This window comes from Micromonospora sp. NPDC003197, assembly GCF_053590565.1.
In genome coordinates, this window is sequence record NZ_JBSFTE010000009.1 from 121,586 (window position 1) to 134,593 (window position 13,008).

Here is a 13,008-nt window from a genome sequence, read left to right on the forward strand (position 1 = left end):
GATCACTGTCGCTGTTCGGTGAGGATGGTGGCCCCGAGCGGGTGCAGACTGTGTAGCACGGAGCCCCCGAGTCGGCGTGTGGTGATCAGGCCGGCCTCCCGGAGCACGGTGGCGTGCTGACTGGCAGTGGCCGGGGACACCCCGACCCGGCGGGCCAGTTCGGTCGTGGTGCAGCCGGTGTCGACCGCCTCCAGCACCGCCGCCCGGGTCCGGCCGAGCAACGCGACCAGCGCTTTCCGGTCCGACCGGGCAGCCGGGCCGGCCAGTCCGAGCCCCGTGGTGCCACGCTCGATCGGATAGACCAGGACCGGCGGAAGGTCCGGATCCCGCAGCAGGGTGGGCTGCTGCCAACAGAAGTACGACGGCAGCAGGTGCAGGCCTCGACCGTCGAGGTGGATGTCCCGGGTGCTGGTGAAGCCGTGCAGTTCCAACACGGGTGGCCGCCACCAGATGTCGGGGTGGATCGCGGCCATCAGCCCTTCGAAGCCGGTGTCGGCCAGCAGGCGAGCATGGGCGGCCCGCTCGGCGTCGATGCCAGCCCGGATCCGGGTCCAGTACGGCGCGATGGCTACCTGATGGTAGCGGCGGGTCGCATCGGCGAGCACCCCGAGGCTGGCTGCCCGACCATCAGCGAGTTCCCGCATCCAGCTTGTGACCTGCTGATATCCGGCCAGCTGCCCCAGGTCTGCGCGGAGCCGGGTGCGCGAGGTGGCGGTCAACGCGTCCAGCTCGGCTTCCAGGCTGCTACCGCTGATCGACGGGGTCAGGAAGTCTGGCGAATAACCGTGAGCCGGGGCCAACTCGAACAATGGTCGCATCGACCGGGACAGCCGCTGACGAGTCTGGTCCCGCCAATGTCGGAAGATCGGTGAGTGCGTTCTGATCTGTAACAAATGCAGACTGAGCAGGATCTCCCACATCGGACTTGGTTCAGTCGCTATCCGGAACCGGGCAAGATCCTGATCAGTGAAGAAGATTCGTATCATGCTGACTCCCCGTGTTCGCCAACATCCCCACAAACACTGCTGGCCCTGCGCGGCCCCCGGCAACCGATTAACCTGACGCATTTCCGTCACTCAATTAATTGATCACGTCGTTTACTCGAGGGTTTCGAGCACCGCCGAAACCCGTGGCAACAGCCTTTTCCCCGGGGCAATTCTGTTTGGCGTACGGCACGACAACCAGGTCGGCCGACGATCCAAGGGGGAAAGACATGCGCTCCCTGACCAAGGCAGCCACGTTGCTGCTCGGAGCCGCAACGACGCTGGCGGTGCTCCCGATGAGCCCGGCCAGCGCCGACAACGGGAACAACCAGCCCGGATGCAGCCGGGGGGAGATCTGCTTCTGGTGGGACACCGGGACCCGCTTCCAGAAGCAGTTCTGGTACACCGGCAACCACGGCGGGAACAACTTCATGGACGGCACCTCGGTCTCCAGCCTGCCCGTCCAGGACAACGCCCGCGACGTGACCAACCGCGACACGGACTGCCAGGTCCGGGTGGGCAACCTCGGCAACGGGCTCTGGACCTGGGTGTACATCCCGAACGACGGGAAGCGGTACTTCCTGAGCTTGGTCAACAACCGCAACGACCGACACGAGCGCGTGGGTGCCCCCGGCTGCGTCTGATCACGCTCATCACACCGGGTGGGGCAACGGCTCGGGGCGTCGCCCCACCCGGGAGCGGAAAGGAGAACCGTTCCATGACCCGGATTCCGGTCCGTTTGCCGGGCGTCCTCGGCACTGTCGGCGCGGTCGTGCTGAGCCTCGTCGGCGCGGTGGCGCTCACCGCCGGCTGCGCCCCGGACCGCCGCCCCACCACTGGCCGTTACCTCGACGTTCCCGCCGATCGCATCGCCGTGGAGGTGTTCCGGACCGACAAACTCGTCATGCTGGAACGCACCCAGGGCCGGCTACGTGCCGGCTGCCTGGCGAAGCGTGGGTTCCACCAGTTGAGCAAGCTCGACAATCCGGAGCAGCCCGACCCGTTCGCCGACCTTAACGTCACCGCCCCTGATTTCGCCGCCCGCAGCGAGGACGACGCTCGACGATTCGGGTTCGGCTGGAACGAACCGGCACAGTCGGCGCACATCATCAGCTCCGACCCCGCCTTCGACCGCGCCTTCGACCAGTGCGGGAACAGGGCTGCGCAGACGATCGACCCGGAGTTCCCCCGGTTACGCAGCCGGGCGTACGACCTGATCAACAAGATCAACGTCGAGACGACCCGGGCCAGCCTGGACGGACCGGCGGCGGCCGACTTCGACCGGATGACGGCTCCACTGCTCGACTGTCTCGACCGGCACGGCTTCCACGGTGCCAGCGGCCAGCAGCGCAGCCTCGACTCCTATGGGGTCGGCCGGCCAACCGGCCGACACACCGGCCCGGAGCCGACTGCGCCCCGCAAGATCCCGGGCACTGTGGAGGTCCTCCCCCCGGTCCCCGAACGCACCTATCTGCCAACGCCGCAGGAGAGCGCGCTCGCGGTCGCCACCGCCCGGTGCGCCCGCGACATCGGGTACGCCGACAGCTACGTGGCCCACCGCCTCGGCGTGCTGCGGACCCTGCTCACCACATACGAGTCCGAGGTCCACGAGGTCACCTCACGGATCGAGGAGATGGCCACCCGTCTCCGCTGACCTCCGCCGCTGTGTAAGGAAGGGCCCCTTCTTATCGCTTTCTGTATAGGAAGGGGCCCTTCCTAACCGCAAAGCGGGGCGGGGGCGGTCGATCACCTGGACGGCGAGCATCCCGGCGAAGGCCACCAACACCAGCGCGGTGCGTACGGTGTGCAGCCGCCACCACCGGTCCCGCAGTTCCGCCCAGTCGGCGGGTGGCGCGTCGGGCGACCAGGTGTCCACGACGTGGTTGATCGGCTCCAACACGGCGACAGTGAGCACGACGGTGGCCGCCACCAACAGTGCGGCGCCCCCGGTCAACCCGAACACCCACCACCCCCGGCGGTACGACAACACCCCGGACAGCAGGAGCAGCGCCAGACAGGTGAGCAGCAGCGGAGGCATGTTGCGGGGGTAGTCGGTGTTGAGGGCCTGCCAGTAGTGGATGTAGGCGGGGGCGGGCAGTTCGCGCACGGATGGCGCGAGCAGGAGACAGAACATCCCGCCGGTGAAGAGGCCGAGCAGTAACGTTCCGGCCGCCCGAACGATCGGCAACGAAATCCGGTGCATCCGTCCACCTCCGACAGCGACGGCACGAGCTAACTGTCAGTAATCCTGACATTTGAAAAAATTTCCGGCAATACCGAATGCTGGTTGACGCTTGGCCAGAAGCAGGGTGGGCAGCAGTAGCCCACAGCCGATCCACAGCACGCTCGTCGGGGAAAGCGTGTCGACCGCCAGGCCACCGAGCAGCGCGCCGAGCGCGATGGACAGGTTGAACATGGAGACGTACAGGGAGGATGCGGCCTCCGTGCTCTCGGGTGCCGCACGGAGAATCCAGGTCTGCAGGGTCACCGGGACCGCGCCGTAGCCCACTCCCCAGACAACGAGCGAACCGACCGCGACGACCATACTTTCGGTGGTCAGGGCGAGCAGGGCCATGGCTACCGTCATGACGAGGCCGATACCGATGACGGTCCGCCGCAGGTGTCTGGCGGCGAGCGCGCCGGCGATGAAGTTGCCGCAGATCCCGGCCACGCCAAAGACCAGCAACAACAGACTCGTACGGCTGTCCTCGACGCCTCGACCGTGCAGGATCGGACGGACGAAGGTGTACGCGATGAAGTGACCCGTGATGATCAGGAACGTCATGGCGATACCCGCCCGTAGGGCGGCGTTTGCCCGGAACACCCTTGGCAGGTCGGCGAGCGTGAGGGTGCGCTCCGGCGGAAGACCTGGCAGCAGGAAGACCAGGCACAGCAGGGCGACCAGACCCAGCAGACCGACTGCTGCGAACGCGGTACGCCAGCCACTGAGATCGCCGACGAACGTGCCGGTCGGCACCCCGAGTACGGATGCCGTCTCGACGCCGCCGAAGATCAGGGCGGTGGCTCGCGGGACGTGCCGTTCTGGCACCAGCCGCATCGCGATGCCACCCGCGATCGACCAGAAGCCGCCCACGCTGATCCCGATCAGGAAGCGGGTGGCAAGAACGAGGGTGAAACTGGTGGCGAAGGCGGCGGCGAGGTTCGCCAATCCGACCAGCCCGACCAGCCCGATCAGTACGAGTCGACGGTCCACCCGGCCGGTGGCCACCGTTACCAGCGGTGCCGAAGCCGCGGCGACCAGGCCGGGCACGGTCACCATGAGCCCGGCGGTGCCGTCGGAGACGTCGAGGTCGGTGCCGACCGGGGTGAGCAGACCTACCGGCAACAGTTCGGAGGTCATCAGGGAGAAGATGCCGAGCGTCACGGCGAGGACGGCGAGCCAGCCCTTCACAGGGGAGCGTTCGCCTACGGCGGGTGGGTGGGGCGCGACGGCGGTCATGGCATCAGCCGTTCTTTCGGTACGAGCTACGGGTGGACATGGCGTGGGGCGGTGCCCGGCCGGTATGGCCGACACCGCCCCACGGTGTGCGAGTGGACAGTTGGGCTACTCGGTGCCCGGGGTCTTGCGGGTGGTCACGTTCATGCGGTTCCAGACGTTGACCGTGAAGATCAGCGCGATGAGCTGGGCCAGCTCCGACTCTTCGAAGTGCTTGGCGGCCTCGTCGTACACGTCGTCCGGAACCCCATCGGGCAGCCTCGTGGCGGCCTCGGTCAGGGCGAGCGCGGCGCGCTCCTTGGCGGTGTAGAGGCTGGCCTCCTCCCAGGCGCTGAGCTGGTAGATCCGGTCCTCGCTCTCGCCGGCCCGGCGAGCGTCACCGGTGTGGTAGTCGATGCAGTACGCGCACCGGTTGATCTGTGAGGCGCGGATCTGCACGAGTTCGAGCAGGACCGGGTCGAGGCCCTGGCGGGCCGCTGTGTCGAGGGCGAGCACGGCCTTGTAGACCTTGGGGGCGACGGTGGTGAAATTCATCCGCTGGGGAATCTGAACTGCTGTCACGTCAGAAACCCTAGGAGCCGATTGCCCCGAGGGTATGGTGCATTCTCATGTCAGATCAGTGGGGCAATCCATCCGAAGGTGACGTCAGCCGCGGGCCGGACCAAGACACAGGCGCGGACCTCCATCTGGAGCTCACCGGGGGCGGGACCCGGCGGGAGCAACTGATGCGTGCGCTGCGCGAGGCCATCAGCTCCGGCCGGCTGGCCCCCGACACCCGTCTTCCGCCGTATCGGAGCCTGGCCCGGGACCTGGGCATCGCCCTCAACACCGTTGGCGCGGCGTACGGCGAACTGGTGGCCGAGGGGTGGCTGACGGCACGGCCGGGCTCCGGCACCCGCGTCGCCCAGCGCAGCACCCCTCTCATGTCGGACCATCCCCACCGGAGCACGCCACCCGTACGACGTCCTTCCCATGATCTGATGCCCACCTCCCCGGATGCCGCCTCGTTTCCCCGGGCGACATGGCAGGCCTCAGCACGCCGCGCGCTCCACGCCGCCCCCAACGACGCCTTTGGCGTGGGGGATCCTCGCGGACGGATCGAGCTGCGCACCGTGCTCACCGAGTACCTCGCCCGGGCCCGAGGGGTGCGTACCGCGCCGCACCGGATCATCATCTGCACCGGGTTCGCGCACGCACTGAGCATGCTGGGTGAGGTCCTGGAGGGCACGGTCGCGGTCGAGTCGTACGGACTGGACTTCCACCGGTCCCTCCTGACCAAGGCAGGACGGGACACGGTGCCGTTGGGATTGGACGCACAGGGTGCCCGGGTCGAGGAGCTGTCGCGTACCGGCGCGAAGGCCGTCCTGCTCACTCCCGCCCACCAGTTCCCCACCGGAGGGCCGTTGCACTCCGCACGTCGAGCAGCCGTGATCGACTGGGCCCGGGCCTCCGGCGGGCTGGTCATCGAGGACGACTACGACGGCGAGTTCCGCTACGACCGCCAGCCGGTCGGCGCGGTGCAGGGCCTCGACCCGGACCGGGTCGTCTACATCGGCTCGACAAGCAAGAGCCTGTCCCCCGCACTCCGGCTCGGCTGGATGGCCGTACCCAGTCACCTCGTCGACGACGTTCTCGACGTCAAGGGCCCCCGGGAACTGTGGTCCGGGTCGCTGGAGCAGCTCACCCTCGCCGACTTCATCGCCTGCGGGTCGTACGACCGGCATCTGCGTCGGATGCGGCTGGCCTACCGACGCCGCCGCGACCAGCTTCTCGCGACCCTCGCCGAACGGACCCCGCAGGTCAGGGTCAGTGGCATCGCCGCCGGGCTACATGCCGTCCTCGACCTTCCCCCCGGCACCGAAGAAACTGCCCTTTCGGCGGCGAGACGTCAGGGCGTGGCTCTCGACGGACTCGCCTCCTATCGTCATCCCCACTGCACCATGCCGGTACGCGACGGCCTCGTCATCGGTTACGGCACCCCACCCGACCATTCCTTCGCCGGGGCACTGGACGCCCTGTGCCGCGCGCTGACAGCGACTACCCGACCTCACTCGGACCACATCCGTCCTGGTGAGGGAAGAATGACCGCAGGATCCGACAAGCGACGGTAGGGCTGGCCCTACCTACCTTTAGGGGGTTCTCAGGATTACTCACTGCAACCCAAACCCGAAAACTTGGGTACGACAGCGCGCCGTCCGGCGTCGCGCAGACCCGAGCATCTGGGGGAAGAATGGCCGTCGCCCTGGCAGCCAAGCCCGAGGTACGACAAGCGAGCGACTACTCGCAGCTACTTCGTCGGATCAATGCCGCGCGCCTGCTGGACCGCCGTCCGGGTTACTACACCGCGCGGCTGAGCCTGGTGGGCGGCCTTTTCATCGGCGGCTGGGTGGCCTTCTTCCTGATCGGCGACTCCTGGTGGCAGCTGCTGGTGGCGGTGGCGCTCGCGGTGCTCTTCGCCCAGATCGCGCTCGTCGCGCACGACCTGGCGCACCGACAGGTGTTCCGCAGCCGCCGGGCCAGCGGCGTCGCCGGGCGGATCGCCGGAAACCTGGCGGTCGGGATGAGCTACGGCTGGTGGATGGACAAGCACACCCGCCACCACGCCAATCCCAACCACGAGGACCTGGACCCGGACGTCGCACCGGACATCCTGGTGTGGTCGACGGATCAGGCTCGTGCCAGCAAGGGGCTCCCCCGGTTCATCGGGCGGTGGCAGGCGTACCTGTTCTTTCCGCTGTTGACGCTGGAGGGGTTCAACCTGCACGTCTCCAGCGTCCGGGCACTGCTGCGTCCGGGAATGAAGGGTCGCGGGCTGGAGGCGGCGCTACTGCTCGCCCACTTCGTCGGCTACCTGGCCGCCCTGTTCCTGGTGCTCTCCCCGGGCAAGGCGCTGGCGTTCCTCTTCCTGCACCAGGCGCTCTTCGGGGTCTACCTCGGCTGCACGTTCGCGCCGAACCACAAGGGCATGCCCACCATGAAGGAGGGTGACCAGCTCGACTACCTGCGTCGGCAGGTGCTGACCTCCCGCAACGTACGCGGCGGCTGGCTGGTGGACGTGGCGCTGGGTGGGCTCAACTACCAGATCGAGCACCACCTCTTCCCCAACATGCCGACTCCGCACCTGCGGCGGGCGCAGCCGATCGTCCGGAAGTTCTGCGCCGAGCGCGGCATCCCATACGAGGAGACCGGCCTGGTCTCCTCGTACCGTCGGGCGTTGTCCCACCTGCACGCCGTCGGCGCACCGCTGCGACGCAGGTGAGCCAGCGGCGCAGGTGAGCGAGGCAGGGCTGAGCTAGGAAGCGATCGCCTCCTGGCTCGGTCGTGGCTTGGCCCGGCGCACCGCCTGGGCCAGCCCGGCCACGACGAACGCCAGCGCGATCAGCAGGGCACTGACCCAGAGTGGCGACCGATAGCCGAGCCCCGCGCCGATGGTGGCCCCGCCCAGCAGGGGGCCGATGGCCGCGCCCACGTTGAGAGCGGCAGTCGCGAACGAGCCACCCAGCGCTGGCGCGTCGGTGGCCGCGTACAGCACCTGCGTGATCAACGTGGCCCCGACGGCAAACGAGAGCGCCCCCTGGACGAAGACAAGCACCAGGACCGCGTACGTATCGTCCGCCGCCAGCGTGAACCCGAGCCAGCCGACGAGCAGGGCAGCGCCACCAAAGAGCAGGACCAACGTCGGCCGAGTGTCCGACATGCGGCCGGCCACGGTGACCCCCACGAACGATCCCAGGCCGAAGAGCGCCAACAGCACCGGCACCCACCCCTGTTCGTAGCCGCTGACCTCGGTGATGATCGGGGCCAGGTAGGTGAAGGTGCAGAAGGTCGCCCCGTTGACCAGCGCGGCCAGGAGCAGGGTCACGAGCAGCCGGGGACGCCGCAGTGCGCGCATCTCCTGTCGGGCACCGGGTGCCGCCGCATCCGGTGCGACGGCCGGGACCGAAGCCAGGATCGCGAGAACGGCCGGTAGCGAGACGACCGCCACCGCCCAGAAGGCCGTACGCCAGCTCCACAGTTGACCGAGCACGGCCCCGGCGGGCACGCCGACGATGCAGGCGAGGGTGGTACCACCGAGCAGCACGGCGGTGGCCCGCCCCTTGGCGTTCGGCCCGACCATAGTGGTCGCCGTTGCCAGCGCCACGGCCAGGAACCCGGCGGTGGCCAGGGCTCCGACGAGCCGGGTGGCCAGCAGGGTGCCGAAGCTGGTGGTGACTGCCCCGACGACGTGGACCACGATGAAGGCGATCAGAAAGACGAGCAACGCCCGTCGTCTCGGCCAGCGCAGACTGAGGACGGCCATCAGCGGCGCGCCGATGATCATTCCTACGGCGAAGGCCGATGTCAGCGTACCGGCAGCCGGAACGCTGACCCGCAGGTCACCGGCGATGTCCGGGGTCAGGCCGGAGAGCATGAACTCGGAGGTTCCCTGGGCGAAGACGGCCAGTCCGAGCAGGTAGATGGCAAGTGGCACAACAGACTCCACGCGTCGTGAGTGAGCAGACAGGACGCGCGGGACACCGCTGGTCGCCCCGGGCACCTTGCCCGGCTACAGCCAGACGCGGCCGAGGCACGCTTCCGGCCGACCCGGGCAGGTCAGGCTGGGGACGTACGGGAGATCACCGCGCGCGGGAAGATCAGCCGGTACGGCGGCGATTCGATGGCGGGTATGGCGAAGCAGCGCGCGGTCAGCTACAAGATTTCGTCAGCGCGAGGTCACAGTACGGGTCAGCCACCGAAAAGCCGGTGGCTGGCGTCTGGACGCTTCCGGGCTGGACACGAAGCGAACCCTAGTTGCCGCCCGAACGCGCCGTCAAACGTTTCGATCGTCGTGGTGGAGCAGTCAGGTGCCGAGTTTTCTCCACCGAAGGCGTCTGAACCCCGAGGGTCTACCTGTTGGGGTGGGCAATCGTGCCGAGGGGAGGCGCACGGTGAAGGTCGCGCCTTGGCCCGGTCTGCCCCGGGCCTCGATTGTGCCGTGGTGACTCGTGACGACCTCCTTCAGCAGGGCCAGCCCCAGTCCGAAGCGGCGGTCGCCGGTACCCGTGCCCCGGTGGAACCGGTCGAAGAGGCGCGATGCGTCCGCCTGGTCGAAGCCATCCCCGGTGTCTGCGACCACGAGTTCGGCGTAGCCCTCGCCGGCCCGTAGCGTCACGTCGATCCGGCCTCCGACGGGGGTGTGGGCCAGCGCGTTCGCGAGCAACTCGCCAACGACCCGGCGCAGTGCCGACTCGACGCCCGGCACCGGCAATGGGCTATTGGGCGTGTCCGACGTGATCGTGACCTGACGTTCGGCGGCTCGTTCGATCTCGGCGGCGACCGTCGTCCCGATCAGCGAGGTGAGTTCGACCGGCGGGTTCGGCGGCCGGTCGGCGGGAGCCGCAGCGAGCTGGGCCGAGAGCAGCAGGTCGTCCACGACCTCGCCGAGTCGGCGCGTGGTGCCGATCAGTCGTTCCAGGTCGTTCAGTTCCGCAGCCGTGCCGCCGGTACGTGCTCGCCGGGCCAGCAACTGGGCATGGGTATGCACCTGGGCGATCGGGGTTCTCAGTTCGTGGCTGGCGTCCGCGACGAAGCGGCGCTGACGGGTCAGTGCCTCGGCCAGCGGTGCGACGGCCTGCCGGCCGACGAGCAGGCCAGTCAGCATGGCGGCGAGCATCCCGACGGCCGCCGCGAGGCTGAACGCGAGCAACAGGTACCGGCGGTCGGACAACTGGAAACGCGCGTCGAACACCGCCTGGACAACGCTGTCGCCACGGGCCTCGGTGCGCACGTGGTAGACCGTTCCGTTGCCGGCGACGGTGGTGGTCTCTGTTGTCCGGGTAGCCGCCACGTTGTCCAACGCGCTGTGCAACGGGAAGCCGGATGGCGGCGGGTTGATTCCGGCGTGCACGGTGGTGCCGTCGTACTGGAAGATCCAGCTGCAGGCGGGTGGACCGGCGATCGCCCCGTACCTTGTGCCCCATTCGAGTTCACGTTGTATCTGGGCGTTCTGGTGGCGGATCAGCGCCGCGTACGAGATCGCGCCGCCCAGTGTCAGCAGGGCGCCGATGACCAGGCCGACGAGTACGCCGATGCGTAGCCGGGCCCGACGGACGATTGCCCGCTCGGCCGACTCCATCTACAGCCTGCCGATCCGGTAGCCGAGCCCGTGCACGGTGCGGATCACCGCACGGCCGAGCTTGCGCCGGAGGTAGTAGACGTAGGTGTCCACGATCGATGCCGCGACGGCCTCGTCGAAGACCCGGCGGCGCAGCTCACCCCGTGGGTGCACGGTGTTCGGCCGAGCCACCAGCACCCGCAACAACTCGAACTCGCGGGCGGACAGCGCCACCCGGGTGCCGTCGGCCAGTACAGCGTCGCGCGCCGCCAGGTCGAGCCGCCCGGCACCGATGCGCAGCACATCGGTGGACTCGGCGGTACGCCGGCACAGTGCCCGTACCCGCGCGCTCAGTTCGTCCAGGTCGAAGGGTTTGACCAGGTAGTCGTCGGCGCCCGCGTCCAGCCCGGCGATCCGGTCGTCGACCGTGCCGAGCGCGGTGAGCATCAGCGCCCGTGCCGGGACTGCCCGGGAGCGCAGCCGGGTGACCAGGTCGAGTCCGTCGAGCACCGGCAGCAGCCGGTCGATGACCATGACGTCGTAGGTGCGGGTCAGTCCGAGATGCAGACCGCGCTGGCCGTCGGGGGCGCGGTCGACAAGGTAGCCCTCGTCGACCAGCGTCTCGGTGAGCAGCTCCGTCAGTTCTGCGTCATCCTCGACCAGCAGCAGCCGGTTCGGTCGTTCCCCGCGCATTCACCAACGATTACATAGGTCAATGCCGATTGAATCAGTGATAGTTGTCTCTTCAACTATTTTGAACTCGCCATGGCCGGTGTGCGTGTAGAAGTGGATGACCGGGCCTCCCGCCGCTCGATCCAGCTCAGCAACGGCGTCGTCATCAGCGTGGTGATCAGCGCGACCAGCACCAGCACGGTGAACAGTGACGGGTTCACGATGCCCGCCTCCAGCCCCACGTTGAGCGCGATGAGCTGCATCAGACCACGGGCGTTCATCAGCGCGCCGACCCGCAGCGCGACTGGCTGTGGCTCACCTCGGAGTCGGGCAGCCGCCCAGCAGGCACCGAACTTGCCGATGATCGCCGCCAGCACGCAGGCCAACGCGAAGAGCAGCACCGGCATGCTGCCGAGCAGCCCGAACTCCGTGCGCAGGCCCGAGTACGTGAAGAACAACGGCAGGAAGACCGTCGCGGCGATCGGGGTGAGGGTGTCCACCACCTTGTCGGTGTTCTCGGTGTGGGGCATGACCACACCGACCGCGAACGCACCGAAGACCGCGTACAGCCCGATCTCGTCGGTGTACCAGGCCACGAGGAAGAGCAGGACGACCGTGCCGAGCAGCCGGGCGCGGTCGTTGAGGCGATGGCCCGTCATCAGCGCGGTGGTCGTCCGGCGCCCGCCGAGCCAGAGCACCAGTCCGAAGAGGATCGCCCCACCCGCGGTGACGATCGCGGGACCAGCCCGGCCGGAGGCGAAGGCCAGCACGACGGCAAGCATGATCCAGGCGACCATGTCGTCGATCGCGCCGCTGGCCAGGGAAAGGGTGCCGTGCCGGGTGCCCGCATGGCCGCGTTCGGTGATGATCCGGGCCAGCATCGGGAAGGCGGTGATGGCGAGTGCGACGCCAACGAACGCGGCCGAAACCCCGAGCGAGGTCCCGTCGGCCCTGATCGGCACCACATCGGAGGTCACCAGGACCAGCAGGACACCCAGCACGAGCGGCGCGGCGATCCCGGCCAGCGACACCGCCCCGGCGGTGCCGGCGAGACCGGTGACGCGGTGCGCGCTGAACGCGTATCCGGCCTGGAACATGAACAGCACCAGGCCGACCTGGCCGACCACGTAGAGAACGGGGAGCAGCGGAGCCGGGAAGAGGGCGTCCTGCACGTCCGGTAGGAGCAATCCGAGCAGCGACGGGCCGAGCAACACACCGGCAAGCATCTCGCTGACCACGGCGGGCTGACCTACCTTGCCGAGCAGCCAGGCCACCCCCTTGCAGAAAAGCAAAATCACCGCGACCGCGATGAAGAACCGCGGTGCCAGCTCCGTTGGGGTCATCGGAGTCTGCCCGTGAAACCCCTGGCTTCAGCCATGGGGAGGAAAGGGCGGTCAAGCGTTGCGTTGGTTTTCGACATAGCGTTTGACGACCTCCAAGGTGGCGGCACCGCCGGGTGGCGACGAAGTAGTTGTTGGTCCACGCCGGTGGGCAGTCGGGACCGCAGGGACGGGAACTCGGCGTGTAGCAGACGTGATGACCGGCTTTTGATCTGTTTGACCAGACGGTGCATGCCGTACTGCGGGTCGCAGCCGAGGAGTAGATGTACATGGTCGGGCATCGTTTCCAGTTCCACGATCGGGGCGTCCCGTTCTGCGCACACCTCGGCGATGATCTGTGGGAGGCGGGTTGTGGATGTCGCCGGTGAGGACCGGCCGGCGGTATGTGGGGCACCGGACGACGTGGTGGGTGTAGTGGTACGTGTCGTTGTTGCGGGAGCGACGCTTATCCGCCGCGACCGT

12 protein-coding genes and 1 pseudogene are annotated in these 13,008 nt (G+C 68.2%); 4 read left to right on the forward strand and 9 right to left on the reverse strand.

Annotated features, from left to right (window positions below):
- Nucleotides 1-2: 2 nt before the first annotated feature.
- The gene (locus ACWDV4_RS12595; RefSeq protein ID WP_449977492.1) at nt 3-986 is read right to left on the reverse strand and encodes a helix-turn-helix domain-containing protein; all 984 of its coding nucleotides are present in this window, start codon (nt 984-986) and stop codon (nt 3-5) included.
- A 227-nt stretch (nt 987-1,213) separates the two neighbouring features.
- On the opposite strand from ACWDV4_RS12595, the gene ACWDV4_RS12600 reads away from it, so the two are divergent.
- Nucleotides 1,214-1,627: a hypothetical protein gene (locus tag ACWDV4_RS12600; protein ID WP_449977495.1), complete on the forward strand. Its 414-nt coding sequence runs from the start codon at nt 1,214-1,216 to the stop codon at nt 1,625-1,627.
- Nucleotides 1,628-1,701: 74 nt separating this feature from the next.
- Complete coding sequence (locus tag ACWDV4_RS12605) at nt 1,702-2,637, forward strand: hypothetical protein (RefSeq protein WP_449977497.1); 936 nt, start codon at nt 1,702-1,704, stop codon at nt 2,635-2,637.
- Here ACWDV4_RS12605 and ACWDV4_RS12610 read toward each other — a convergent pair.
- The 3 genes from ACWDV4_RS12610 to ACWDV4_RS12620 all read right to left on the reverse strand — a co-directional run bounded on the left by ACWDV4_RS12610 (nt 2,602) and on the right by ACWDV4_RS12620 (nt 5,001).
- Nucleotides 2,602-3,186 carry an anthrone oxygenase family protein gene (locus tag ACWDV4_RS12610; RefSeq protein ID WP_449977500.1) on the reverse strand — a complete coding sequence of 195 codons (585 nt, stop codon included), beginning with the start codon at nt 3,184-3,186 and terminating at the stop codon, nt 2,602-2,604. The genes ACWDV4_RS12605 and ACWDV4_RS12610 overlap by 36 nt on opposite strands.
- A gap of 36 nt (nt 3,187-3,222) precedes the next feature.
- Nucleotides 3,223-4,443 carry an MFS transporter gene (locus ACWDV4_RS12615; RefSeq protein ID WP_449977503.1) on the reverse strand — a complete coding sequence of 407 codons (1,221 nt, stop codon included), beginning with the start codon at nt 4,441-4,443 and terminating at the stop codon, nt 3,223-3,225.
- A gap of 105 nt (nt 4,444-4,548) precedes the next feature.
- Complete coding sequence (locus tag ACWDV4_RS12620) at nt 4,549-5,001, reverse strand: carboxymuconolactone decarboxylase family protein (protein ID WP_449977505.1); 453 nt, start codon at nt 4,999-5,001, stop codon at nt 4,549-4,551.
- A gap of 164 nt (nt 5,002-5,165) precedes the next feature.
- Between ACWDV4_RS12620 and pdxR the strand changes: the two genes are divergently transcribed.
- Together pdxR and ACWDV4_RS12630 are read left to right on the forward strand one after the other, a co-directional pair.
- The gene (pdxR, locus tag ACWDV4_RS12625) at nt 5,166-6,551 is read left to right on the forward strand and encodes a MocR-like pyridoxine biosynthesis transcription factor PdxR (protein WP_449977508.1); all 1,386 of its coding nucleotides are present in this window, start codon (nt 5,166-5,168) and stop codon (nt 6,549-6,551) included.
- Nucleotides 6,552-6,670: 119 nt separating this feature from the next.
- On the forward strand, nt 6,671-7,699 hold the full coding sequence (locus ACWDV4_RS12630; RefSeq protein ID WP_449977511.1) for a fatty acid desaturase family protein: 1,029 nt from the start codon (nt 6,671-6,673) through the stop codon (nt 7,697-7,699).
- Between the two features lie 33 nt (nt 7,700-7,732).
- Here ACWDV4_RS12630 and ACWDV4_RS12635 read toward each other — a convergent pair whose 3' ends face one another.
- The 5 genes and pseudogenes from ACWDV4_RS12635 to tnpA all read right to left on the reverse strand — a co-directional run.
- Complete coding sequence (locus ACWDV4_RS12635) at nt 7,733-8,911, reverse strand: Cmx/CmrA family chloramphenicol efflux MFS transporter (protein ID WP_449977513.1); 1,179 nt, start codon at nt 8,909-8,911, stop codon at nt 7,733-7,735.
- Between the two features lie 369 nt (nt 8,912-9,280).
- Nucleotides 9,281-10,555 (reverse strand): sensor histidine kinase, encoded by a 1,275-nt coding sequence (locus ACWDV4_RS12640; protein ID WP_449977515.1) that lies wholly within the window; start codon nt 10,553-10,555, stop codon nt 9,281-9,283.
- The gene (locus tag ACWDV4_RS12645; protein WP_449977516.1) at nt 10,556-11,227 is read right to left on the reverse strand and encodes a response regulator transcription factor; all 672 of its coding nucleotides are present in this window, start codon (nt 11,225-11,227) and stop codon (nt 10,556-10,558) included.
- Between the two features lie 56 nt (nt 11,228-11,283).
- A complete protein-coding gene (locus ACWDV4_RS12650; protein WP_449977518.1) occupies nt 11,284-12,549 on the reverse strand; it encodes a cation:proton antiporter in 1,266 nt (421 codons plus the stop codon).
- Between the two features lie 51 nt (nt 12,550-12,600).
- A pseudogene (gene tnpA / locus ACWDV4_RS12655) lies at nt 12,601-12,987 on the reverse strand (IS200/IS605 family transposase); the annotation flags it as partial.
- Between the last annotated feature and the right edge of the window lie 21 nt (nt 12,988-13,008).